Annotated in this window: 20 protein-coding genes; 15 read left to right on the forward strand and 5 right to left on the reverse strand. The window is 70.7% G+C overall.

Annotation, left to right across the window (positions count from 1 at the left end; translation table 11 throughout):
* Window positions 1-298 precede the first annotated feature (298 nt).
* Complete coding sequence (locus tag AB0B91_RS56385; RefSeq protein ID WP_358340006.1) at window positions 299-1,504, reverse strand: hypothetical protein; 1,206 nt, start codon at window positions 1,502-1,504, stop codon at window positions 299-301.
* Window positions 1,505-1,600: 96 nt separating this feature from the next.
* Here AB0B91_RS56385 and AB0B91_RS56390 point away from each other — a divergent pair, with 96 nt between their 5' ends.
* On the forward strand, window positions 1,601-4,477 hold the full coding sequence (locus AB0B91_RS56390) for a tetratricopeptide repeat protein (RefSeq protein WP_358340008.1): 2,877 nt from the start codon (window positions 1,601-1,603) through the stop codon (window positions 4,475-4,477).
* A 70-nt stretch (window positions 4,478-4,547) separates the two neighbouring features.
* Here AB0B91_RS56390 and AB0B91_RS56395 read toward each other — a convergent pair whose 3' ends face one another.
* The 3 genes from AB0B91_RS56395 to AB0B91_RS56405 form a co-directional block, all read right to left on the reverse strand.
* Window positions 4,548-6,440, reverse strand: coding sequence for a DUF2264 domain-containing protein (locus tag AB0B91_RS56395; protein WP_358340010.1), 1,893 nt, complete (start codon window positions 6,438-6,440; stop codon window positions 4,548-4,550).
* A 187-nt stretch (window positions 6,441-6,627) separates the two neighbouring features.
* The gene (locus AB0B91_RS56400; RefSeq protein ID WP_358340012.1) at window positions 6,628-7,656 is read right to left on the reverse strand and encodes a LacI family DNA-binding transcriptional regulator; all 1,029 of its coding nucleotides are present in this window, start codon (window positions 7,654-7,656) and stop codon (window positions 6,628-6,630) included.
* A gap of 29 nt (window positions 7,657-7,685) precedes the next feature.
* On the reverse strand, window positions 7,686-8,462 hold the full coding sequence (locus AB0B91_RS56405; RefSeq protein WP_358340014.1) for a TIM barrel protein: 777 nt from the start codon (window positions 8,460-8,462) through the stop codon (window positions 7,686-7,688).
* A 293-nt stretch (window positions 8,463-8,755) separates the two neighbouring features.
* Between AB0B91_RS56405 and AB0B91_RS56410 the strand changes: the two genes are divergently transcribed.
* The 8 genes from AB0B91_RS56410 (at window position 8,756) to AB0B91_RS56445 (ending at window position 17,033) form a co-directional block, all read left to right on the forward strand.
* Entirely contained in the window at window positions 8,756-10,210 is a 1,455-nt protein-coding gene (locus tag AB0B91_RS56410) for an extracellular solute-binding protein (protein WP_358340016.1), read from the forward strand.
* 60 nt (window positions 10,211-10,270) lie between these two features.
* Window positions 10,271-11,275, forward strand: coding sequence for a sugar ABC transporter permease (locus tag AB0B91_RS56415; RefSeq protein ID WP_358340018.1), 1,005 nt, complete (start codon window positions 10,271-10,273; stop codon window positions 11,273-11,275).
* Window positions 11,275-12,165 carry a carbohydrate ABC transporter permease gene (locus AB0B91_RS56420; protein ID WP_358340020.1) on the forward strand — a complete coding sequence of 297 codons (891 nt, stop codon included), beginning with the start codon at window positions 11,275-11,277 and terminating at the stop codon, window positions 12,163-12,165. The genes AB0B91_RS56415 and AB0B91_RS56420 overlap by 1 nt, the downstream gene beginning before the upstream one ends.
* A complete protein-coding gene (locus tag AB0B91_RS56425) occupies window positions 12,162-13,325 on the forward strand; it encodes a hypothetical protein (protein ID WP_358340022.1) in 1,164 nt (387 codons plus the stop codon). The genes AB0B91_RS56420 and AB0B91_RS56425 overlap by 4 nt, the downstream gene beginning before the upstream one ends.
* Complete coding sequence (locus tag AB0B91_RS56430; RefSeq protein WP_358340024.1) at window positions 13,322-14,308, forward strand: hydroxyacid dehydrogenase; 987 nt, start codon at window positions 13,322-13,324, stop codon at window positions 14,306-14,308. The genes AB0B91_RS56425 and AB0B91_RS56430 overlap by 4 nt, the downstream gene beginning before the upstream one ends.
* Window positions 14,305-15,276, forward strand: a complete 972-nt coding sequence (locus AB0B91_RS56435; protein WP_358340026.1) for a D-2-hydroxyacid dehydrogenase — start codon at window positions 14,305-14,307, stop codon at window positions 15,274-15,276. The genes AB0B91_RS56430 and AB0B91_RS56435 overlap by 4 nt, the downstream gene beginning before the upstream one ends.
* A gap of 15 nt (window positions 15,277-15,291) precedes the next feature.
* Window positions 15,292-16,419 (forward strand): enolase C-terminal domain-like protein, encoded by a 1,128-nt coding sequence (locus AB0B91_RS56440; protein ID WP_358340028.1) that lies wholly within the window; start codon window positions 15,292-15,294, stop codon window positions 16,417-16,419.
* 65 nt (window positions 16,420-16,484) lie between these two features.
* A complete protein-coding gene (locus AB0B91_RS56445) occupies window positions 16,485-17,033 on the forward strand; it encodes a DinB family protein (protein WP_358340272.1) in 549 nt (182 codons plus the stop codon).
* Between the two features lie 70 nt (window positions 17,034-17,103).
* On the opposite strand, the gene AB0B91_RS56450 is transcribed toward AB0B91_RS56445, so the two are convergent.
* Entirely contained in the window at window positions 17,104-17,346 is a 243-nt protein-coding gene (locus AB0B91_RS56450) for a hypothetical protein (protein ID WP_358340030.1), read from the reverse strand.
* 150 nt (window positions 17,347-17,496) lie between these two features.
* Here AB0B91_RS56450 and AB0B91_RS56455 point away from each other — a divergent pair, with 150 nt between their 5' ends.
* The 6 genes from AB0B91_RS56455 to AB0B91_RS56480 all read left to right on the forward strand — a co-directional run bounded on the left by AB0B91_RS56455 (window position 17,497) and on the right by AB0B91_RS56480 (window position 24,959).
* Complete coding sequence (locus tag AB0B91_RS56455) at window positions 17,497-18,234, forward strand: class I SAM-dependent methyltransferase (protein WP_358340032.1); 738 nt, start codon at window positions 17,497-17,499, stop codon at window positions 18,232-18,234.
* A gap of 75 nt (window positions 18,235-18,309) precedes the next feature.
* Window positions 18,310-18,837: a SigE family RNA polymerase sigma factor gene (locus AB0B91_RS56460; RefSeq protein WP_358340033.1), complete on the forward strand. Its 528-nt coding sequence runs from the start codon at window positions 18,310-18,312 to the stop codon at window positions 18,835-18,837.
* Window positions 18,834-19,916 carry an ABC transporter substrate-binding protein gene (locus AB0B91_RS56465; RefSeq protein WP_358340035.1) on the forward strand — a complete coding sequence of 361 codons (1,083 nt, stop codon included), beginning with the start codon at window positions 18,834-18,836 and terminating at the stop codon, window positions 19,914-19,916. Before AB0B91_RS56460 ends, AB0B91_RS56465 begins: the two co-directional genes overlap by 4 nt.
* Window positions 19,917-20,137: 221 nt before the next feature.
* Window positions 20,138-22,045, forward strand: coding sequence for a S9 family peptidase (locus AB0B91_RS56470; RefSeq protein WP_358340037.1), 1,908 nt, complete (start codon window positions 20,138-20,140; stop codon window positions 22,043-22,045).
* Complete coding sequence (locus AB0B91_RS56475) at window positions 22,009-23,319, forward strand: serine hydrolase domain-containing protein (RefSeq protein ID WP_358340039.1); 1,311 nt, start codon at window positions 22,009-22,011, stop codon at window positions 23,317-23,319. The genes AB0B91_RS56470 and AB0B91_RS56475 overlap by 37 nt, the downstream gene beginning before the upstream one ends.
* A gap of 56 nt (window positions 23,320-23,375) precedes the next feature.
* Window positions 23,376-24,959, forward strand: coding sequence for a helix-turn-helix domain-containing protein (locus tag AB0B91_RS56480; protein WP_358340041.1), 1,584 nt, complete (start codon window positions 23,376-23,378; stop codon window positions 24,957-24,959).
* Window positions 24,960-24,988: the final 29 nt, after the last annotated feature.

Below are 24,988 nucleotides of genomic sequence, written 5' to 3' on the forward strand. Positions count from 1 at the left end.
GGTGGAATGGGCACCCGCTCGACCGGACCCGCACCAGCCACCTGGCCCGCCTCGACCTCACCCTGACCGCCTGATCAGAATTCAGCAACAGGGTCAGCCACCGGCGCAAACGAGAGTGATCTCGGCACTCCGTCAGCTCGATGGTCGGCTGCGGTGGGGGCAAGCCGCTGCGGGTGCTGAGCAAGAAGGGGCCACAGCACTGGGAGCAGTGGCTGGCGTGATCGTGCGGCTTGCCTGGCAAGTCGCGCTCCCGCAGCCGGTGGAGCGGTGTATTGCCAGGCAAGTTGTCCGATCTTGGTCAGATGACGCGGACCTGGAACTGGTCCCCGTCCAGGACCCGGGACTTGTAGTAGAAGGAGCTCAGGTCGGATCCGCCGCCAGCGTTGTCCGCCAGGGAAATCATGCAGACGCTGTAGCCGCCGGAGTCGCTGAGGGCGCGGACCGGCAGCCACGACGCGCCGCAGTTGAACTCGTACCCGGTGCTCAAGTTGAAGATGAAGATGTTTCGGCCGTAGGGCTGGGAGTACGCGCCGTTGTAGGTGGACTTGAAGGGGTACTCGTCACAGGACCAAGTTCCCGGTTTCGTGGGCTTGGGGTGCCCCGGCGGGCATGCCGTGTTGTAGTTGTTGTCGATGATGGTCTGGTTCTGGGTCCTGGTCAGGACGTCCGTCATTTTGAAATGTTTGATGGCGAGCTGGAGGTGGTAGGCGTACGACGGATAGCGATACGACAGGACGTCGTGCATCGGGCGGACCGAGTCGTAGACGCAGCCCTTGTTGTAGCCGGGCAGCGCGTCGTCGCAGCGATGCACGGCCGGCGCGGTGATTGAGGCGTTTGACGTCGGGTTGACCCACGCCGAGTTGGCGAACCAGTACCTCATCCCACCGTGCGCGTTCCACTTGTAGCCGCCGGGCGGGCTGGCGAAGTACGTGGTGGCCGAGTGGACATGGCCCGGAAGCGCTGACCCGCCGACCAGTCCGCTGCTGGACACCGTGCAGCTGGCGAGGCATTCCGGCTCGGCGTAGACGAAGGTGTCGAGCACCGCCGGGATCGCCGGGCCGGCGACGGAGTTGGCCTGGTAGTGCCACGACTGGCTCCACTGCAGCGAACCGTAGTCGAGGGTCGTCAAGCTGGAGACGGTGAACTGTATCGAGCCGATGACGACCCCGTTGGGCACCGTGAAGATGAGCAGGATGCCGTCCTCGATCACGCATGCGGCCGTCCGGGCCAGCGTGGGGCTCCCGCCGCAGATGTCGGCGGCGATCTTGGCGCCGGTCGTGTCCTTGTCGGCTTTCCTCGCCTGCTTGCGGATACAGGTGGCCGTCCCGGACTTCCCGGTCGCGGCGAGCTTCGCCGCGTGCTGTTTGAGGTCGGCGCCGCACTCCTCTGAGACGGCGGGTTCCGGTGCGGGCTTGTCCGGTTCCGCCGTCACCGGAGTGGCGGGGACGAGCAGGGCTAACAGTCCTAAAGCGACGCTCGCGATCCCCGCTTTCCATCTGGCCATGGGTACTCCCTTCGTGGAAGAGCGTTGGGCGAAGGAGATCGTCAGCCGCTGGACAGGCTCTGGATCTTTACTGAACATCGCCACTACACTGTGGCGGTGCTTGTCATCCAGGTGCTTGGCCGCCTGCGCGTGTGGCACGATGATCGCGAGGTCGATGCCGGGCCGCCCGCCCGCCGCCTGATGCTGGGGGTCCTGGCGCTCAACGCCGGGCGGCTGACCACCCGCCGGGAGCTGATCGAGTCACTGTGGGGCGAACGGCCGCCGTCAAGCGCGGTCAGCATGGTGCACACCTACACCAAACACCTGCGCCGCCTGCTCGACCCGAGGCACAGCCCACGCGACCAGGGCGGCGTGCTCTCCACCGTCGGCGACGGCTACCTGCTCCGCCTGCCGGAGGACGCCCTCGACCTGCTGCGCTTCCGGCGTATGGTGGCAGCCGCGCAGCAGGCCGGAAGCGACGGCGCCCCGGCGCGAGCGGCCGCGCTCTTCCGCGAGGCGCTGCGGCTGTGGGAGGGCGACGATCCCCTGTGCGACGTGCCGGCGCTCGAGGGCCACCCCAAGGTGTGGGGCCTCAAAGCTGAGCGCCGCCGCGCGCAGCTGTCCTACTGGGACCTGATGCTGCGGGCGGGCAACGCCGCGGAGGTCATCGCCGCGCTGGCGGTGCAGGGCGCGGCGAACCCGCTCGACGAGGCGGTGCAGGCCACGCTGATCCGCGCGTACCAGGCGACGGGCCAGCGGACGATCGCCTTCGAGCGGTACGAGGCCACCCGCCTCGTGCTGGCCGAGGAGTTGGGCGTGGAGCCGAGCGGGGAGCTCGAACGGGCGCACCGGCAGCTGCTCGAGGAGCAGGAAAGCCGTGGTGTGCCAAGGATTCCGCAGCAGCTCCCGGCGCCGGTGCCGGACTTCACCGGACGCGCCGACGAGCTGGCCCTGCTTGACGCCACGAACGTTCGCCGCCCACCGGGGATCGCGGTCGTCTGCGGCACCGCGGGCGTGGGCAAGACGGCGCTCGCCGTCCACTGGGGTCACCACAACCGCGAGCTGTTCCCCGACGGGCGCATCTACCTCGACCTGCGCGGCGACCACGCCGAACACGCGCTGCCCCCGCACGAGGCGCTGGGCCGCCTGCTGACCGCCGTCGGCGTGTCCGATCAGGACATTCCTGCCGACACCCAGTCACGGGCCGCGCGCTGGCGCACCGAGACCGACGGCCGCAGGCTGCTTGTGCTGCTTGACAACGCGGCCTCGGCCGAGCAGGTACGGCCACTGCTGCCCGGCACGCACGACACCCTCATGCTGATCACCAGCCGGGACAGGCTGGCCACCCTGGTCGCCCTGCACGGTGCGCACCGCATCGAACTGGATCTGCTGCCCCGCACCGACGCCGTCCACCTGCTGCGCCGGCTGCTGGGCGAGCGGGCGGGCACCGATCCCGACAGCGTCGACTCGCTTGCCACCATCTGCGCCCGCCTGCCGCTGGCGCTGCGCCTGGCCGCCGAGTACGCCGGGGCGGTGGCGCACCTGCCGCTGGCCGGCGTGGTGACGCGGCTGCACCGGGCCGGACCGCTGGATCTGCTCGACCCGGGTGGCGGGGCGGCGATCCGGCACGTCTTCGGCTGCTCGTACCGGCTGCTCGACGCCGAGGCGCAGCGCCTGTTCCGGTTGCTGAGCCTGAACCCGGCGCCGCACTCCACGCTGGCCTGCGTGGCGGCGCTGTCGGACGTCGACGAGATCGGCGCGGCCCGGCTCCTGCACCGGCTCGCCTCGGCCCACCTGCTGCGATGCGATGCCTTGGGGCGCTACGGGTTTCACGACCTTCTGCGTGCGTACGCCGCCGAGATGAGCCTTGCCACGGACGGTGAGGCCGAGCGGCAGGCGGCCATGGACAGGCTGCTGGAGCACTACTGCGGGACCGCCGTCGAGGCGAGCGGCGCCCTCTACCCAGGGTGGAGCGGGAGCTGGCGGCACGCCGGGCTCGCCCTCAAGCCCAGCGGCGTCGCCCTCTCGCCGGGCGCGGCACTGTCGTGGTTGGACAGCGAGCTGGCGTCGTTCGGCACGATCTGCCAGTTCGCGGTCAGGCAGGGACGGCCGGAGCGGGCGGTCACCCTTGCCGCCGCGTTACACCGTTACCTGGAGGCGGGGCACGGCACCGAGGCCCTGTCGATCTACGAGTGCGCCGTCGACGCCGCGCGGGAGATGGGAGACACGGAGGCCGAGGCGCATCTGCGGACCAACGCCGGCGTCATCCTGCGGCTGCTCGGCCGGTACGCTTCGGCCGTTGAGGAACTGAGCGAGGCGCTGGAACTGTGCCGGCGCACCGGCAACCGCCACGGCCAGGCCCGCGCGCTGTCCAATCTGGGCATCATCGAGGAACGCCTCGGCGAGTTCGCCTCGTCGGCCGCCCGGCACAGCGAGGCCATCTCGCTCTACCGCGAGATCGACGACCCCTTCGGCCAGGCGGCGGCGTTGACCAACCTGGGCAACCTCGAGGAGTCGATCGGCGAGGACACCGAGGCGGCGCAGCACTTCCTGGCCGCGCACGACATCTTCGCCGCGCTCGGCGAGCGTGCCGGACAGGCCATCGCCTTGTCCAACCTCGGCCAGATCTACAGCTCGCTGGGCGAGGACACTCTTGCCGTCGCGAAACTGCGCGAGGCGCTGAGCCTGTTCCGCGAGATCGAGCACCGTGACGGGGAAGCGACCGCGCTGAGCAACCTCGGCACCGCCCTGTGCCGTCAGGCGAAATTCGACGAGTCCCTGTGGCACCTGGAGCAGGCGCTCGAGATCTTCCAGTCGACCAAGCACCGGTACGGTGAGGCGAGTGTCCTCAACGCGATCGGTGAGACGTTGCGCACCATGGGCCGTGACGGCGAGGCGGCGCAGCGGCACCGGCTGGCGCTGGAGATCGCCGCCGAGACCGGCGACGAGGACGAGCGCGGCCATGCCGCCGCCGCGCTTGAAAGCCTCGGCTGAGGCCCGCAGGTGTGAGAGGGCGGTTGCGTTCCCACCGGCCGCCTGACCTAAGGATGAAGGCCCTGCGGCCTCATGGTGTGGGCGCCGGGTTGAGCATGGGCTCGATGGAATCCCACGTGGGAGGCTCCGGCCACCCGTCGTCACCCGCGGCGTCCGGTCCCGCCGATGCCGATGCCGATGCCGAAGCTGAGCCCGCGTCCCGGCCCTCCAGGCCGATGACCACGCAGGCCAGCAGGTGCTCGCCGGGCGGCAGGTCGCCCGTCAGCGTGGGGATCGTGGTACGCGGGGCGAACACGTTGGTGCCGGGCAGGGGCGTGACCAGGACGCCCTCCCGCCGCACGTTGGTGCCCGACAGGGCGGCGACCAGAGCCCCCTCCCGTCCACCGGACACGTCCTCGATCACGCACAGGCCGTTCGGCGAGTCGAGCCGGACCCGGCCGGGACCGGTGTCGACCCGGGTGGGCGGTCGGTCCCGGTCGACCGCGAAGGCGCCCTCGGCCGTGCGCAGCGCCCGTCCGGTCCTGATCCGGTGCACCCGTACGTGCCACGGGGGCAGCGCCACCAGCCAGGTCTCGATCTCCACGTCGTCCCAGGGAGTCCAGTGCGCGTGCAGCACGCCGTCGGAGGCGGAGACGTCGTACGGCAGTTCGCACGGCCTCCAGTGCTCGCCGTCCTCGCTGAGCGCCAGCGTGCTGTCGAAGGCGCCCTGCTCCAGCTTCAGCGTCCCGGCGGGCACGCTGAAGCCGAAACGCGTGGAGTAGGCGAACTTGGCGTACTTGGCCGCACCGTGCCGCGCCCACGGGGCGTGCTGCCCCGCGCTCAGCATCACCACGTGCCGCCCCTCCTCGCAGCGCAGCAGCGCCACGCCCGCCTCCGGCTGGGTGCTGACCTCGGGCAGCGGGGGCGCGTCGGCCTCCTTGGCGGCCCAGAACGGGTGCTCCGCGGGCAGGGCGAGCGGCAGGAACGCCTTCATGGCCCAGTACGGCGAGCCAGGCGCGTTGTACTGCTCGGCCATGTGCGGCTGGGGATAGCCGTAACCGATGGTGAGCAGCCCGGAGGAATCACGGATGGGCCGGTGGGACCACCAGCGCAGGTTCCGCAGCAGATGCCCCTTGGTCACCTCCCAAGGCAGCGCCTCCACCCCGGCGAAGGCCAGCGCCCCCCAGAAAGCCGACTGCGCGAAGCGGTAGGTCAGGCTCCGGCCGAACGGGACGGCGACCCCCTCGCCGGTGAACCAGTGCTGGAAGTCCTGGGCGAACGCCGCGGCCCGCTCGCGGAAGCGCTCGGCCCGGGCAGGGTCGTCGCCGAGCGCCGCGTAGATGAGGCCGTAGTAGTGCATGGCGAACGGGATGTAGTAGTCGCGCTGCCACTTGGGCCCGTCGGAGTACCACCCACGTCCGAGGTCGAACTCCTCCAGCCGGTCGAGCCTGGCCCTGTTGGCGTCGTGGTCGTGGGAGACCCCGACGCGGTCGAGCCCGAGCCCCACCATGACCGGGAAGAACAGCCAGTTGTTGTCGTTCGGCTCCACGGTGACCGAGTGCCGCAGCCAGGCGGCCACCGTGTCGCGTTGCCGACCGGTCAGCGGGTCCCAGATCTGCTCGGGAGCCAGGGCGAGGGTCAGGCCGAGTGCGGCGGTTTCGACCAGCCGCTGGTTCCGGTCGAAGGCCGCGCCCCAGTAGTCGGGGTGCTCAGGGTCGGTTCCGGCGGCGAGGCCATCGCGCCAGAGGTCCCAGTGATCGAACGTCCCGCCGCCGGCCGCCAGCGGCGCCAGCCCCCACAGCGGGCGTGCAAACGCTTCCAGCTCGGCGGACTCCCGGTCGTAGTGCGCCGTGCTGACCCCCAGCCGCAGCCGCCCCCGGCCCGGGCTGAACCGGGAGATCAGCGGTGCTACCAGGTCAAGGACCTGGTGCCGCAGGTCGTCTCGGTCGCTGCCAGGCCGTCCTGCGCGGTGGTCGGTGTCCACAGGCTAGCTCCTCTGCTGGGAAAGCGCTTTCACAGACAGGGTTCCCGCCGTCGCCCTCGATTGTCAACAGCCCGGCCGTACGGCCGTGGAAGGCGCGGCCGTACGATCACCCGGCCAGATCCCGCCTGACCGGCCGAATCCCGCATGACCGTACGGTCGCCTGGCCAGTTCGCGCAGGACCGTGCGGTCAGCCGGCGAGTTCGCGCGTCGCGCGGGGCGGGGCGGTGCTGTCGCGGACGTGCAGTTCCATCGGCAGGTACACCGGCTCCCCATCGTGCCGCTCGGTCATGAGGGTCTCCAGCATCTCGGCCGCCTGCCTGCCGAGCTGTCCCCGCGGTGCCGACACCGTGGTCAGGCCCGTGTGCGCCACGTGGTCCAGCGCGATGTCGTCGAACCCGACCACCGACAGCTCCTCGGGCACCCGCACCCCGAGCTCGCGCATCCGGGTCACCGCCCCCAGGGCCACCAGGTCGTTGTAGGTGGTGAGCGCGGTGGCGCCGGTGGCGGGCACCTCGGCGGCGGCCGTGTACCCGCAGCGGCTGGTGGACCCGCACGGCAGGATCGTGACGGACAGGCCGAACGCCTTGGCCGCCTCCAGCGCCCTGATCCGCTCGGAGTTGGCCCAGGACACCTCGGGCCCGCTCAGGTAGGCGACCTGGCGGTGGCCCAGTTGCGCCAGATGGCCGCAGATCAGCATCATCCCGCCGAAGAAGTCGGCGGAGACCGCGGGCGCGGCGAGGCCGGGGACTATCCGGTCGAGCAGGACGAGCGGATGGTCCCGGGCGGTCAGGACGACCAGGTCGGCGCGCTCCATGCGGGGGGAGCAGAGCAGCACCCCGTCGCAACTGCGCATCAGGTCCTCGACCAGGTCGTGCTCGATCGAGGGGTCCTCGTCCGACTCCATGACCATGACGCGGCGCCCGTGGGAGCGGGCGACGGCCGAGACGGCCTTGAGCACTTCGGGGAAGTAGGGGTTGGCCAGGTCGGGGACCAGCACGCCGATGGTGCCCCACTCCCCGCGGGCCAGCCCCTGCGCCGCGGCGTTGGGCCGGTAGCCCAACTGCCTGACCGCGTCGTGGACGCGCGCCGCCAGGGAGGGGTCGACCTTGGTCGTGCCGTTGAGCACGCGGGAGACCGTCGAGGCCGACACCCCCGCGGCCGCCCCGACGTCGCTGATCGTCACCCGGGTCGGGCGGCCCTGCCGCGGATTGCGCACCTGCTCCTCCTAGCCCCGTGCGGCGCCGGTCAGCCGAGCAGCCCGCGCAGATGATCCAGATCTCTCCGTACGGCCGCCACCGGGTCGGCCGCCGGGTAGTGGACGTGCAGCGACAGCAGCCCGGTGTAGTCGCGTGCGCGCAACCCGGAGATGATCTCCGGCCAGCGGACCACGCCCCCGTCCGCGAACGGTTGCCAGTCGCACACCCAGCCGTCCGCGGTGGAGCGCCAGACGGCGTTCTTCACTCCCATGCAGGCCACCCGATCGCCCAGCAGATCGAAGTTGAGCGCCCATGCCTCGCTGCCCTCCTTGACCTGGTTGCCGGGGTCGGCGTAGACGCGCACGTCGTTGAGGTCGCCCGCGAGTGCGAGGGCGAGCGCGGCGGATGGATGGATCGTACCCTGATGCAGTTGGAGTGCCAGCCGTACGCCGTGCCGGGCGGCGAGGTCGGCCAGGCGGGCCAGCGCGGCCTTGGACTCCTCCAGCCCGCGGCGGTACCCGACGGCGGGGTCGTAGCGGTAGAAGCCCGTCCGCATGAGGGGGACGCCGCTCTCGCCGCAGGCCGCGATGATCGGTTCGGCGTCGAGGCCGGCGTCGAGCAGGTCGGTGGTGACGATGTCGAGGGTGAGCCCGCGGCGTTCGAGCTCCTTGGCGACGACGGCGATGCCGCCGGGGTCGGCGGGGCCGACCGTCTGCCCCTCGCGTACGAGGAGGTCCGCCCCCTCGGCGCCGACCGAGGCCACGGCCTCGGCCAGCGGGGCCGCGTCGATGGGGCCGAAGGGCTTGGTGAAGGCGAGCAGCCGCAACACGTACTCCTGAAGTGAGAAAGCGCTTGTTGAACTTCTTCCAAGGCGCCGATCGTGGCAACCCTTCCGAGGCCTTCCCGGCGCGATTCTGCTGAGAAATCCCTGTATAACGGGCATCGGTGGGCCAGGGAAGGCATCGATCGGCAGACCTTCACAAGTGAGCATCGACCTGAAATCGCTTTCTCACAAGCCTTGTATCAGGTTATGAGGCGGGTTACCCTCGGACCCACCCTCGGGTAAGCGCTTACCCGCCGCCTGAAACCCCCCTGACCTCCGCCTCCTTTGGAGGGTCCATGAATTCTCATCGGCGTTGGACCGCCGCGATGATCGCCGTATCCATGGCGTCACTGCTCGTGACGGCGTGCGGCACCTCAAGCAACGGGAGCGGAGGTGGCTCGCAGACCAAGCTGCAGATCTGGGACTTCTCCGCCGAACAGGTGAACTTCCACAAGGACATCGCCAAGCAGTTCACCAAGGAACATCCCAACATCACGATCGAGTGGCGCTCGATCACCCAGGCCGACTACATGCAGACCCTGCCGCTGGCCTTCCAGAGCAACCAGGCGCCGGACATGTTCTACTGGAACGCGACCGGGCTGTCGCAGTTGCTGGACCAGAAGTGGATCCGCCCGCTCAACCCCAGCGGGACCATCCCCGCCGACTTCACCAAGCGCTGGCCGGACGGGTCCTTCCTGGAAGGCATCAACGTGCAGGACGGGAAGACCTACGGTTTCCCGTTCTCGGAGAACCTGTACTGGGGCCCCGGCTACATGTTCCTCAACAAGCAGGTCTTCCAGGAGGCCGGGCTGGACATCAACAACCCGCCCAAGACCTGGACCGACCTCAAGAACACCTGCGCGCAGATCAAGGCCAAGACCAAGGCGCAGTGCATCGGCGCCCCCACCAAGGGCGTGGACATGCAGCGGCCCTGGTTCGGGCTGATCGGCAGCGTCTCGACGGACGAGTTCTTCGACTACAAGACGGGCAAGTTCGACCTGACCGAGCCCGGGCAGGTCAAGACCTTCGCCTTCCTCCAGGAACTCAAGAAGCTCGGGTACCTGGCGCCGGGCACCAACGACAAGAACTTCTCCCGCCAGCAGTTCGCCGCCGGGCAGTCCGGCATCTTCTTCGACGGCACCTGGGTGCCGAGCGTGTGGGCCAGCCAGGGCTTCAGCAGCGACAAGTACGTGGTGGCGCCGCGGGTCCACCCGGACGAGGGGCAGACCGGCGCGGCCGGTCGTAAGTACGACGGCAACAAGTACTGGGTCAGCTCGCAGACCAAGCATCCCGATGAAATGTGGACGTTCATCCAGTGGATGACCGACCCCAACGGCTACTTCGTCAAGCAGTACTACAAGAGCGCCTTCGGGACGCTGGCCTATGTCGACAACCAGAAGATGGTCACCGACCCGGCGCTCAAGCAGATCATGCAGATCGCCGCGCAGCCGGGCTACCGGGTCCAGCTTCCCGTGCCCCTGCTCAAGTGCCCGGACATCGCCAAGTCCAAGGCGTACGTCAACGCGCTGGCCAAGAACCCCGACGGGGAGTGGGCGGCCATGGGTGAGGCGCTGAACAGCGGCCAGTCGCTGGCGACCGTGGGCGCCGCCATCGTCAAGCAGCGGCAGACCGCCCTGGAGGAAGGGCTCAAACAGGAGGCGGCCAGCGGCCTGAAGGTGTCGATGGACTGCTACACCTTCTCCGACTGGGACTACATGAAGGACTACACCTCCGACAAGTACCGCAACTGACCGGACGGCGCCGCCGGCCGCGCGCGCCGGCGGCGCCCCTTCTTGCTCGTGAGGACATCCATGACAACCACCGCTCCCGCCCCCGGCAGGGAGAAGGTGACGGACAGGGACCGGTCGCCCGCCAAGCGTGCGCCCGAACGCGCCGATCACTCCCGCGAGCGCGTCCGCGGCCTCGACAGGGTCTGGCTGATCGTCTTCCTGGCCCCCTTCCTCCTGCTCTACCTCGGCTTCACCATCTGGCCGCTGGTCGCGACGATCTATTACTCCTTCTTCGACTGGTCGGGCATCGGCCCGATCGACCAGTTCGTCGGGGCCGGCAACTACGGCTCGATCCTGGTCGATCCGCTGTTCTGGCTCTCGGTGGTCAACACCCTGGTCTTCGCCCTGCTGACGACCGCCATCAAGCTGCCGATCTCGCTGCTGGCGGCGATCCTGCTCACCCGCAAGTGGCTGCGCGGCAAGCGGTTCTTCCGGACCATGTTCTTCGCGCCGCTCATCATCCCCGTCGCCATGGCGGGCCTGGTCTTCACGTACCTGCTCAACCCGTCCAACGGCGCGCTGAACGCGATCCTGCGCGACCTCGGTCTGGTCGACGAGGGGTTCGACGTGTTCGCCAACCGGTGGAGCGCGCTGCTCGTGCTCGTGCTCGTCTCCGTCTGGCAGATCTTCGGCCAGTACATGATCTACTGGATCGCGGCGCTGCAGAACGTGCCGGAGGAGGTCTACGAGGCGGCCGCCATCGACGGCGCGAGCGAGTGGAAGAAGCTCACCCGCATCACGCTGCCGATGATCAGGCCGGTCGCGGTGATCATCACCCTGCTCGGCCTCGTGAACGCCATGCACGTCTTCGGCCTGGTCGTCACCCTCACCGCGGGCGGGCCCGGCACCAGTACCTACATGGTGTCCTACTTCATCTACCAGAACGCCTTCGGCGCGGTGCCGTTCGCCTACGGCTACGCCTCGGCCGCGGCGCTGCTGTTCTCCGTCATCGCCTTCGTCCTGGTCTCCGCCCAGGGTGTCGCGGTCCGCCGGGCCCAGCGGCTCAGGAAGGAGTACGGCGTCTGATGGCGACGATCACCAAGCCCGCCGCGCACACCAAGCCCGCCAAGCACACCAAGCCCACCGGGCGCAGCCAGGCCGTGCGGGCCAACCTCATCGCCCTGCCGATCCTGCTGGTCGTCGGGCTCGTGTGGGTCTATCCGTTCCTGTGGACGATCTCGGCCGCGTTCAAGACCCAGGCCGGGATGTTCACCAGCGGCGCGAGCCTCGTGCCCGACCAGCTGAACTTCGACAACTTCGTCCGGGCCTGGGTCAACGCCGGGTTCTCCGGATACTTCGTCAACACGGTGCTCTACTCGGTCGCCTCGACCCTCGTCGAGCTGGTCAAGGCCGCTCTGTGCGGCTATGTGCTGGCCAGGTACGAGTTCCCCGGCCGCACCCTGCTCTACCGGATGATCGTGGGGACGCTGTTCATCCCGGTCGCCTCGATCATCGTCCCGCAGTTCGTGCTGATCGAGCAGCTCGGCCTGCTGAACACCCGGGCCGGGGTCATCCTGGCCATGTCCGGCGGCGCCGGCGCCCTCTACGTGCTGCTGTTCGTCGGGTTCTTCTCCAGTGTCCCGACCGATCTGTTCGAGGCGGCCAAGCTCGACGGGGCGGGCTTCCTCAAGACGTTCCGTCTCATCATCCCGCTGGCCAAACCGGTCATCGCGGTGGTGGTCATCTTCCAGTTCATCAGTAGCTGGAACGAGTTCAACATCCCGCTGGTGTTCACGCTCGGCCAGCCCGACCTGCAGAACCTCGCCGTCGGGATGCTCTCCTTCCAGGGCGAGCACGCCACCGACTGGACCGGGTTCGCCGCCGGGATGACGATCTCGTTCCTGCCGATGCTGATGATCTTCCTGTTCTTCCAGAACTACTTCACGCGCGGCCTGGCCGGCGCCACGAAAGGGTGACGTTCCCGTTGAGGCACGGCGCGTTCGCCTACACCTGGGACATCGTCGGCGACCCCGCGGGGGCCGAGCGCATCGCCGGCCTCGGCGTGAGCACGGTGACCCTGCAGGCCGCCTACCACTCGGTCCGGGCCACCACCCCGTGGCATCCGCGCCACCGCATCGTGCGGGCCGACCACGCGGCGGCCTACTTCCGGCTGCGCCCCGAGCGCTGGCGCGGGCGGCTCCGGCCGTACCCGCCGAACTGGGGGGTGCCCGACGAGGACAGGTTCGGCACGGCGCTGGCCGCGCTGGCCGGGGCCGGGCTGCGGACCGAGGCCTGGATGGTGCTCACGCACTCCTCGGTGCTGGGCGGCGAAGCGCCCGACCTGACGGTCATGAACGCCTACGGCGAGACCTTCCCCCACGCGCTCTGCCCCGCCCAGCCCGCCGTGCACGACTACGCGCTCACTCTCGTACGCGAGGTCTGCGAGCAGTACGATGTGCCCGCGCTGATGCTGGAGGCGTGCGGCTGGCTGGGCATGGAGCACGCCGGCCACCACGAGAAGACCTCCGGCGCCTCCCTGTCCGCCTGCGGCAGGGCGTTGCTGTCCCTCTGCCTCTGCCCGGCCTGCCGGGCCGGGCTGGCCGGGCGCGGCCTGGACGTCGAGGAGCTGGCGCGCGACGTGCGCGCCGCCGTGGACGGAGAGCTCCAGCAGGGCGTCCCGGCCGGGACGAGCCTGGACGAAGCGCTCGGCCGTGAGCGCGCCCAGGCCCTGTACGCGCATCGCGGTCAGGTCATCGCCGAGCTGGTCCGCGCCGTGGCGGCGCTGGCCGGCGGTCGCGAGCTGCTGCTCATGGCCACCGACGACCCGCAGGTCACCGGTCCCGACGTGGGCATCGACCTGGCCGATTTCGACGCGCCGGTCGACGCCTACGTGCTCAAGTGCTGGGGCCAGGAGGAGGCGGCCCTGGCCCAGATGAAGGCCGCGGCGAGCCGCACAGAAACCCCCCTCGTCGCCAACCTCACCGTGCTGGAAGACGGCCACGCCCGGACCCCGGTCCTGGCCGCCGACCTCATCGCCGCGGGCGCGCGGCAGCTACGTTACTACCACGCCGGGCTCGGCTCGCCCGCCCGCCTGGCCAGTGTGCGAGCGGCGGCTCGCTTGAAGGAGAAACCATGATGAACGGCCTGTACGTGATGGACCCGAACCGTTTTGACGACGTCTACGGCCCGGAGGCCCGGGCCGCGATCGAGCGGCACCTGGCCATCGACTCGCCGCTGCTCACCCGTGACCAGCTCACCCCTGATGTGCTGGCCGGCCTGGAGGTGCTCGTGACCGGTTGGGGGGCGCCCAAGCTGGACGCCGAGTTCCTCGCCGCCGCGCCCAAGCTCTCGTTGGTGCTGTACGGGGCGGGCTCCATCAAGCCGATGGTCACCCCGGAGATGTGGGCCAGGGGAGTGCGCGTCACCTCGGCGGCCACCGCCAACGCGGAGCCTGTGGCCGAGTTCGCGCTCTCGCAGATCCTGTACGCGCTCAAACACGGCTGGCGCTACGTGCTGGCCGCGCGCGCCGCCGCCGCCTCCGCCCCGCGCGGACCCGAGCTCGGGGCCTACGGCGCGACGGTCGGCCTGGTCTCGCTCGGCGCCACGGGCCGGGCCACGGCGCGGCTGCTCGCCCACCACAAGCTCGACGTGCAGGCCTACGACCCGTACGCCGACCCGGCGCAGGCCGAGGCACTCGGGGTGCGCCTCGTCGGCCTGGCGGAGCTGTTCGCCACGTCCGACGTGGTCAGCCTGCACTCGCCGCTCACCCCTGAGACCGAGCGCCTGGTCGGCACCGAACTGCTGGAGTCGATGAAGCACGACGCCACACTGATCAACTCGGCGCGCGGCGGCCTGGTCGACGAGGCCGCGCTCGTGGACGTACTGGGCCGGCGGACCGACCTGTTCGCCGTCCTCGACGTCACTGACCCGGAACCGCCCGTCGCCGGGTCGCCGCTGTTCACGATGCCCAACATCGTCGTCACCCCGCACGTGGCGGGCAGCCTGGGTCACGAGCGGCGCCGCCACGGGGAGACCATGGCCGAGGAGCTCGCCCGCTACGTCGCGGAGGAGCCGCTGCTGTACGAGATCACCGAGTCCGGCCTGGCGAGAAGGGCGTGAGCACCACCACCCTGGTGCTGCTCCCACCGCACGATCCGGCCACCGAGAGCTGGCCGGACCGGCTGGGGCAGGCGGTGCCGGAGCTCGTCGTGCGCCGGCCGCGGACCCGAGAGGAGGCGGCGGACGCGCTGGCGGAGGCCGACGCCGCCTACGGCACCCTGCCCCCGGACCTGCTGGCGCACGCCGGGCGGCTGCGCTGGCTGCAGGCCCCGCAGGCCGGCCCGCCTCCGGGGTTCTACCATCCGGCCCTGGTCGCGCACCCCGTGCGGGTCACCAACATGCGGGACACCTACACCGACCACGTGGCCGCGCACACACTGGCGCTGGTGCTCGCGCTGGCCAGGGGCCTGCCCAGGTACGCCCGCGAACAGGCCCGCGCGAACTGGGCGCCCGACTGGGACCCCGACGCCGTGCTCGCCCTGAGCGAGGCGACCGCCCTGGTGGTGGGGGTGGGCGCGATCGGGGCCGAGGTCGGCAGGCTGCTGGCGGCGTTCGGCACCAGGGTCGTGGGCGTGGACGCCCGGCGCGGCGGCCCCGTGCCCGGCTACGCCGAGGTGCTGCCGGCCGACGCCCTCGACCGGCTGCTTCCGCAGGCGGACCTGGTCATCCTGACGGTTCCGCACACCCCCGCCACCGAGGGCCTGATGGACGCGCGGCGGCTGGCGCTGGCCAAGCCCGGGGCGTACTTCGTCAACATCGGCCGTGGCCCCACCGTCCGGCTCGACGACCTCGCCGCCGCCCTGTCCGCGGGGCACCTGGCCGGCGCGGCCCTGGACGTCGCCGAGACCGAGCCGCTACCCGCAGACCACCCGCTCTGGCGGCGTCCCGACGTGCTCATCACCCCGCACGTGGGCGGCGTGGGGCCGCACGCTGACGAGCGGCGCTTCGCCGTACTGCTGGAGAACGCCCGGCGCTTCGTGAGCGGGCGAGAACTGATCAATCTGGTTGACAAGTCCGAATGGTACTGAAGGGGTTCGTGTCACGTGAACCGGATAGCACAGGTCGAGACCTTCACCGTGGGCCTGCCCTCGCTGCGCGACTTCGCCGTCGCGGGCGGGTCCGTCGTCCAGAGCGGTCGCCCGGCCGTCAGAGTCCTGGTGAAGGTCACGGCCGACGACGGCGCCTTCGGCTGGGGCGAGGCCACCCCGATCCCCTCCTGGACGTACGAGACCACCGAGTCCATCGTCTCCACCATCGAGGGCTACCTGGCCCCGGCGGCCGTCGGCCGCCCGCTGTGGGACCTCGACGGGCTCTGCCGTACCTTCGACCGCACCATCAGCAACGGCTTCTCGATCGGCATGCCGCTGGCGCGCGCGGCGGTCGACGTGGCCTGCCACGACGCCTTCGCCCGCAGCCTGGGCGTGTCCCTCGGTGAGCTGTGGGGCCGGCGCCGGCGCGACACCATCGAGCTGGCCTGGATCGTGGCCACCGAGTCGGCGGCCGAGGCGGCCGACTCGGTGGCCGAGGGCCGCGCGCACGGCTACCGCCACCTCAAGGTCAAGGTCGGCCTGCACGACGAGGACGAGGACGTGGCCATCGTGGAGGCCGTGCGCGCCGCCGCCCCCGACGCCGTGCTCTGGGTGGACGCCAACCAGGGCTACACGGCCGCCGCCGCGCTCCGGGTGGCCAGGCGCCTGGCCGGCCTGAACATCGCCGTCTTCGAGCAGCCGGTGCCGTCCAACGACATCGCCGGCCTGCGCCGCCTGCGTGACGACAGCCCCATCACGGTGGCCGTGGACGAGAGCCTGCGCCACCCGAGCGATTTGGCGACGTTCGTCCGGCTCGACGCCATCGACGTCGCCGTCGCCAAGGTGCAGCGCTGCGGCGGGCTGACCCTGGCTCTGCGCCAGTGCCAGCTCGCCGAGGACAGCGGCCTGGCGATCATGGGCTCCGGCCTCACCGAGTCCGACATCGGGCTGGCGGCCTCGCTCCACCTGTTCGCCGCGTTCGGCGTGGACACGCCCGTGGACCTCAACGGCCGGCAGTTCATCACCAGCCCTTACGCCACTGATCCGGTCATCACCATCGCCGACGGCGTCGCCCACGTGCCCACCGGCCCCGGCCTGGGGATCGGCGTGGACGAGCAGGTGGTCCGCGCGCTCGCTCTTTGACGCCGGGCTGAAATACTCGCTTGCCTGGCGGGCCGCCGCTCAGCATAGTGATCACGGTGAGCGACATGCCCGAGCGGTGGAGCAAGGCCAGTGTCTATCCCGACATGTGGGCGGATCCCGACGAGGATCCCCGCAACAACGACGGAGTCAGCCCGGACGGCGAGTTGGCGACGCTGCAGGACTATCTGACGAACTACCGGCTGACCCTGCGGCTGAAGTGCCAGGGGTTGAATCCGGAGGAACTGGCACGACGGTCGGTGCCACCGTCGACCATGTCCTTGCTGGGTCTGGTCCGCCATCTTGCCGAGGTGGAGCGAGACTGGCGCAATTGGATCGCGCCAGGAGACCCGGCACCGAAGCTGTACGGACCGGGTGGTGACTTCGAGGGAGCCGTGGGGGAGCAGGCGGTGGTCGACGGCGCATTCGCCGATCTTGCTCGCGAACAGGCGGCATTCGACGCGGTGCTGGCCGCGTATCCGGATCTGGGCGCGCGGGTGGGTCAGGACGGCATCGCCGTCCGGGAGCTGTGGGTGCACATGATCGAGGAGTACGCCCGCCACTGCGGGCACGCCGATCTGCTGCGCGAATGCATCGACGGCCGGGTAGGGCAATAGGAGCTGCTCACACCATCTGGTCGGGTCGCCCGGGGGAATCGCACCCCCGGGCTTCTACCGCAGCCGCCGATCAGCTCGACATGCCGGCGAACATGCCCGGCTCGTAGGAGCCCCCCTTGGTGCGCGCGATCACGCCGAGCCGGTTGGCCGCGTTGATCATGGCGACCAGGTAGACCAGCGCGGCGATCTGGTCCTCGTCGTAGTGCTTGCGCACCTGGGCCCAGGTCTCGTCGGACACGCCGAGGTGGGCGTCGGCGAGCCGGGTGCCCTCCTCGCCGAGCGCCAGCGCGGCCCGCTCGGCCTCGGTGAACACGGTGGACTCGCGTGCGCGGATCGTTCGCGCGGCGTTCCGGCGAACATGAAGATGCCGGTGACCCGCTCCTTGTGACAGCGCGGTGATGTGACCTGCGCCACGCCGCAAAATCGTTGGACAACGCGTACACCCCTGAGCATCGTGGGCGGCATGCAGCAGGAGGAGATCTGGGATGCCGAGACCGCCCAGCGCTACGACACGCCGGGCACCGGGATGTTCGCGCCCGAGGTCTTGGAGCCGACCGTCGGCCGTCTCGCCGAGCTCGCGGGCGACGGACGGGCGCTCGAGTTCGCGATCGGGACCGGCCGCGTGGCCGTGCCGCTCGTCGAGCGAGGGGTGCCCGTAACCGGCATCGAGCTGTCGCCTCCGATGATCGACCAATTGCGGGTGAAGGCGGACGAAGCGACGATCCCGGTGGTCGTCGGCGACATGGCGACCGCCGTCGCTCCGGGGACGTACACGCTCGTCTACCTCGTCTTCAACACGATCTCCAACCTGCTCACCCAGGCCGAGCAGGTCGCCTGCTTCCGCAATGCCGCCCGCCACCTCTCATCGGGCGGCCGGTTCGTGATCGAGCTCTGGGTGCCCGAACTGCGCAAGCTGCCACCGGGTCAGCAGGCCACGGTCTACCACTGCGAGCCCGGCTACATCGGCCTGGACACCTACGACGTGCTGCGCCAGCACGTCGTCTCGCACCACTTCAGGTTCGACGAGGGCAGACAGGCCGAGCTGTTCCGTAGCCCGCACCGCTACATCTGGCCGGCCGAGTTGGACCTCATGGCGCAGTTGGCGGGGTTCGAGCTGGAGACCCGGCATGCCGACTGGGCCGGAGCCGACTTCACCGCCGAGTCGCGTTCCCACGTGTCCGTTTACCGCCTGGCGACGTGAAGCCATCTGACCTCAGGAGTGCCAACCTTTCGCCGCGCCCACAGCGTCTGGGGGGTATCGACATGAGGAGAGACGTTGGATCGCGATGCCAGTTTCCAGGCGTTCGTGGATGCTCACCAACGCCCGTTGATGCGCCTGGCCTACCTACTCACCGGAGAGGTCCACCTCGCAGAGGACCTCGTACAGAGTGTGCTGGTCCGCATGATCGGGCGCTGGGCGAAGTTGGACCACATAGACAACCTCGACGCGTACGCGCGCAAGACCATGGTGAACCAGTTCATCTCATGGCGGCGGCGCCGTGGTTCCGGCGAGGTGCCGAGCGCCGAGCCGCCCGACCGCGCCTACTCGTCCGAGGACTCCGCCATCCTGCGGATCGTCCTGCGTCAGGCGCTCATGCGGCTGACACCCAAGCAGCGCGCCGTGCTCGTCCTGCGCTTCTACGAGGATCGGACCGAACGTGAAGTCGCCGACCTGCTGGGATGCTCCGTCGGCACGGTGAAGAGCCAGGCGCACCACGCCCTGGCCCGCCTGCGCGCTCTGGCTCCCGAGCTGGCGCCGAAGCTGCCCGTTCTGGACGCCCACAGTGAGGAGGCACGCCGATGACCTGGCTCGGAGAGCAACTCGGCCGCATCGCGGACGACATGCCGGAGCGCGACCTGGCCGCCAGGGCGATCGAGGCCCATCAGCGCAGGCGGCGTAACTTCGTGGCGCTCACCGCCGCCGCGGTGGTCGTGATCACCGTGCTCGCCGCCACCATCGGGGTACGGGCGCTGCCCACGGAGCCGCGCGCCGCCGCCCGCCCGTCCAGCCCGCCCGAGCTGTCCACCATCACGGTCGGCGTGGTGCCGTCCGTGGAGTCGGCGCCCGTGTACGTGGCCCTGGCCAAGGGCTATTTCAAGGAGGAAGGGCTGACGGTGGAGCCGAGGGGCATCACCGGCGCGGCGGCCGCGGTGCCCCAGATCGCAAGCGGGAGACTGGATCTGGCGCAGACCGACTACGCCACACTCTTCAGGACGAACGAGCTTGGCGTGGGAGAGTTCAAGATCGTCTCTAGCCTGTACCAGGCCGCGCCAGGAAGCTTCGCGATCGTCGTGAACGCCAAGTCGAAGATCAGGACGGCGGCCGACCTCAAACGCAAGAAGGTCGCGGTCCCGAACCTCGCGGTGCTCGACTCGTTGGCGCTGGCAGCCGTGCTGAAGCGGGCCGGACTGACATTGAACGACGTCGTGCAGGTCGAGAAGCCCTACCACGAGATGCTCGCCGCGATGGACAAGGGGCAGATCGACGCTGCCCTGCTGGCCGAACCGTTCCTCACTTCAGGCCGCGAGAAAGGGCGTACGCGGATTGTGGAGGACGCGATGACCCAGGAGTTCGCGAACCTGTACACCGCGGGCATGGCGGCCACCGACAAGTGGATCAGCCGGCACCCTCGTACACTGGCGGCCTTCCAGCGCGCGCTGGTCAAGGCCCAGCGCCTGATCGCGAGCGACCCCGAGCAGGTGCGCGACGTGCTGCCCTCGTACACGAAGATCTCCAGGGCAACGACGGCGAACGTTGCGTTGGGCTCCTATCCCGCCAAGCTGGACCTGGCAGAGCTCCAGCGGGTCGCCGATCTGGCCCGCGCCTACAAGGCGCTCTCACGCCCGGCGGACCTCAGGAACGCCGTCGCGAAGGGCGGGTGAGCCCGGCTGCGCGACGCGCCCGTTCAGGCGGCCGGCCCGCGCGGAAGTCGCGGGCCGGCCGCTGCCAGATCATCAAAGGATTAGAACGGCCAGCCGATGTCGTAGACGACGTACATGGAGTCGCTCGCCCCCGTGGGCTTTGGCCTTCCGCACAACGGGAGGGGTGGCGTTCGTCGGATGTGCCGAAGATGCCGTGGGCTGGTCCGGCCTACGGTTCGGTCATGCCACGCCTCGTCCTCGACGACCTCTACCGCATCGCGGTCCCATCCGACCCGAGGCTGCGCCCCGATGGCGGCGCCGTCGCCTACACGCTCAGCACCGCCGACCGCGACTCCGACGAGAACCGGGCCGAGGTCTGGCTCGCCGTCCCCGGTGCCGAGCCTCGCCGCCTCGCCGCCGGCAGCACGCCGCGCTGGTCGCCCGACGGTCGGTTGCTCGCCTTCCTGCGCCCTGTCGGCGGGTGCGCTCAGATCCATCTGCTGCCGATGGAGGGCGGTGAGCCGCGCCTGCTCACCTCGGCGCCGCTGGGTGCCGGTGCGCCCGTGTGGTCGCCCGACGGCGCTCGCATCGCGTACGGCGGCCCGCACGGCGAGCTCGACCCGAACGCGCCGGTCGTCGCGGACACCCTGGAGTACAAGGCCGACGGCACCGGGCTGTTGCGCGGCCTGACCACACACCTGTTCGTGGCGGACGTGGCGACGGGCGAAACCGTTCAGGTGACCGAGGGCGGGTTCCACGCCGGGGAGCCGTCGTGGTCGCCGGACGGGCGGCGGCTGGCGTTCGTGGCGAGTATGGCGCCCGATCGGGACCTGGTGGTGGAGAGCGCGGTGTACGCGGTCGACGCCACCGGCCCGGCACCGGGCAAGCCGGAGCGGCTCACCGAACCAGGCGTCATCTGCGTCGGCGCGTGGTGGCACGGCGACGGCGACCGCAGCCTGGAGAGCGACGGCGGCCGGAACGGCGGCGGTGGCCGTGACCGGCTGATGGTGGCCGGGTTGCGCGAGGTCATCGGCCACACCCGCCTGTACGCGCTGCGCCCCGGCGGACTCGACGAGGTGGTGACCGGGCTCGACCGCAACGTCATGATCGGCGCTCCCGGCTACCCCGGCGCCGTCCCCGCGCTGCTGGGCGACGACCTGCTGTTCTGCGCCCGCGACCAAGGCCGCACCCACCTGTACCGCCTGCCGGCCGGCGAAGGACCTGTTGAGAAGATCGTCGACGGCGACTTCACGGTGTCCGGCATGTCCGCGGCCGCGGGCCGCGTCGCCTGGATCGCCTCCTCCCCGACGAGCGCGGGCGACGTCTACCTCGACGGCGAGCCCCTCACCCAGTACACCCTCCCGGACGTCGACCTGTTCACCCCGCGCCCCCGCACCTTCGCCGCCCCCGACGGCACCACCGTCGAGGGCTTCGTGCTGCGCGACGAGACGCGTACCGGCCCCGGCCCGCTGCTGCTCGACGTGCACGGCGGCCCGCACAACGCGTGGTCGCCCGCCTTCGACGGCGCCCACCTCTACCACCAGCGGCTCGCCGCCGACGGCTGGACCGTCCTGCTGGTCAACCCGCGCGCCAGCGACGGGTACGGCGAGGACTTCTACACCGCCACGGTCGGAGCGTGGGGGCTGGCCGACGAGCAGGACTTCCTCGCGGCCGTCGACGACCTGGTCGCGGACGGCGTCGCCGATCCTGATCGGCTGGCCGTCGCCGGTTACAGCTACGGTGGCTACATGGCGTGCTGGCTGTCGACCAGGACGGACAGGTTCAAGGCGGCGATCCCCGGCGGCTGCGTGAGCGACCTCGCCAGCATGGCGGGCACGTCCGACCTCGGGTCGCTGATCAAGGCGTACGAGTGCCGGGGCGACCTCCAGGCCCAGTCGCCGATCGCCCAGGTGGCCCGCGTCACCACCCCCACCCTGCTCCTGCACGGCGACGCCGACGACCGCTGTCCCGTGGGCCAGGCCGAGCAGTGGTTCGCCGCGCTGCGCGAGCGGGGCGTACCCGTGCGGCTGGTGCGTTATCCGAACGCCGCACACCTGTTCCTCCTCAACGGACGCCCCTCACACCGGTACGACCTCAACGAAAGGATCATCACGTGGCTGGAGCAATGGGTCACCGGCTCGCCGAGCTGATCGCCGAGCACGAGGTGCCGGGGGCCGCGCTGGCCTACCTGCACGAGGGCGAGGTGCACGAGTTCGCCGCGGGGACGCTCAACAAGGACACCGGTGTCGAGGCGACTCCCGACTCGCTGTTCCAGATCGGCTCCGTCACCAAGGTGTGGACCGCGACCCTGCTCATGCGCCAGGTCGAACGCGGCAGGCTGACGCTCGACACGCCGGTGGCCGAGGTGCTGCCCGAGTTCAGGGTGGCCGACCCGGAGGTCACCAAGGCCGTCACGGTCAGGCACCTGCTCTCCCACACCAGCGGCATCGACGGCGACCTGTTCCTCGACACCGGCCGCGGCGACGACTGCGTGGAGAAGTACGTCGAGGCCTGCGCCGACCTGGCCCAGAACCACCCGCTCGGCGCCACCCAGTCCTACTGCAACTCCGGCTTCACCATCGCCGGCCGGATCCTGGAGAAGCTCGAAGGCAAGCGCTGGGACGACGTGCTGCGCGAGCAGATCGTCGAACCGCTCGGCCTCACCCACACCTGGACCCTGCCGGAGGACGTGCTGCGCTTCCGCGCCGCCATGGGCCACGTCGACGGCAGGACCGCCCCCGTCTGGGGTCTCATGCGCTCGGCCGGGCCCGCCGGGCTCATCTGCTCGCGGCCCGCCGACGTGGTCGCGTTCGCCCGCGCCCACCTCGAAGGCGGCCTCCTGGCCGACCCGCGCGCCATGTGGGAGCCGCAGGTCGACATCCCCAACCCGTACGCGCTGGGCAAGCAGTGGGGCATCGGCTGGATCCTGGACGAGTGGGACGGTCACCAGGTCATCTCCCACGGCGGCAACACCATCGGCCAGCACGCCATGCTCTGGGCCGTACCGGACACCGGCACGATCGTGTGCGTCACCGCCAACGGTGGCCACAGCGGCGCGTTCACGCACGCCGTCGCCACCGAACTGTTCGCCGAGCTCGACGGCCTGACCGTGCCGGCCAGGCTCGGCCCGCCGGAGACGCCCGTCCAGGTCGAGGTCGAGGGGTACGCGGGCGTGTACGAGCGGGCCGGGTTCCGCACCACGCTGACCGTCCGCGACGGTGACCTGTGGATGTACGGCGAGGCCACCGGCGCTCTCGCCGCGCTCCAGGAGCCCATGGAGATGAAGTTCGTCCCCGTGGACGAGGTGACCTTCGTCGGCCGCCGGGCGGGGGACCCGGAGTGGATGTCCGCCGTGTTCTACCGGCTCGCGGACGGCTCGCCGTACATCCATGTGGGAGCGCGCGCCACTCCGAAGATCAGCTGATCGTGCGGGCGACCGGCCGCCCGCACGCCGATCCAGGACCCGACTACGGTGAGTGGATGAACGACCGCCCACGCGCCAGCCTCGGACGGATCCTGCACGACCTGGGCAGCACGGTGATCGACGTGGCCGCCTCGCCGGGCGACCTCGACGTCGAGGTGACCGGGGTGCACATCTTCGACCCGCTCGACGAGCTGATCGTCCCGCCGGGCGGCATCCTGCTGGCGGTCGGCGTGCACGGCACGGCGGAGATCCGCGAGCTGCTCACGCGGGTTCCGGGGGCGGCCGGCGTGGTGGTCAAGCTGCCCGTGGACGTGGACGAGCAGGTACGCGCGACCGTGCTGGAGACCGGCGTGGCCGTCCTCGGGCTCACCAGGGCGGCCTCCTGGGCCCAGGTCGCCGCCCTGGTGCGCTCCCTGCTGGCGGAGGACGACCTGGCCGGGCCGGGGGAGGGACCGCAGGGCGATCTGTTCTCGCTGGCCAACGCCGTCTGCGCGCTGCTCGACGCGCCCGTCACGATCGAGGACAGGTCCTCGCGGGTGCTGGCCTACTCCGAACGGCAGCACGAGGCCGACCCGGGCCGGATCGAGACCGTGCTCGGCCGCCAGGTGCCCGAGCGCTACCAGCGGATGCTCGACGAGCTCGGCTTCTTCAAGCAGCTCTACCAGAGCCGCGAGCCCGTCTACGTCGAGCTCCACGACGGCAGCATCAACCGGGTGGCCATCGCCGTGCGGACGGGTGACGAGATCCTCGGCTCGATCTGGGTCGCGGTCCGCGAGCCGCTCACCGCCCAGCGGCAGCACGCCCTCGCCGACGCCGCCAAGATCGTCGCCCTGCAGCTGCTGCGTGAGCGGGCCGGGGCCGACACCCAGCGGCGGCTCCGTGCCGACCTGCTGTCCACCGTGCTCGCGGGCGGCGCCGACGCGCCCGAGGCCGCCGCGCGGCTCGGCATCGCCACCGCCCGGCTGTGCGTGCTCGCCGCCCAGCTCGCGCGCGGCGCCGACGACGACCCGGCGCGCGGCGAGAGCGACCGGCAGCGCTTCGCCGACGCGCTCGCGCTGCACGTCGGCGCCATCCACCCAAAGGCGGCCGCCGCGCTCGTCGGCTCGGTGGCCTACGCCGTGCTGCCGTTGCAGGCGGGCGGCGAGGAGGAGACGCGGGCCGTACGCGTCGCCGAGAGCTTCCTGGCCAGGGTCGGGCCGCGGCACTCCGCCAGCATCGGCGTGGGCCGCCTGGCCGCCAGCCTGGCCCAGGTCGCCAGGTCCCGCGCGGACGCCGACAGAGCGCTCCGCGTGCTGCTGGCCCGGGGCGCGGCAGGCCGGGTCGCCGGCTACACGGCCGTGCACTTCGAGTCGCTGCTGCTCCAGGTCGCCGACGTGGCGGCCGCCGAGGACCAGGCGCCGACCGGCCCCTACCAGCGGCTGCTGGAGCACGACGCCGAGCACGGCAGCGAGCTGGTCGCCACGCTGCGGGCTTACCTCGACGCGTTCGGCGACGTCAACGCCGCCTCGGCGCGGGTCCACGTGCACGCCAACACGTTCAGGTACCGGCTCAAGCGGCTCACCGAGATCAGCGGACTGGACCTGTCCGACGCCGACGCCCGGCTCACCGTCATGCTCCAGATGCGCATTTTCGGGCGCTAGCACCATGCCCGCCGCGCTTTTCGTGGCCG

It is taken from the genome of Nonomuraea sp. NPDC049141 (assembly GCF_040648415.1).
GTDB lineage: Bacteria > Actinomycetota > Actinomycetes > Streptosporangiales > Streptosporangiaceae > Nonomuraea.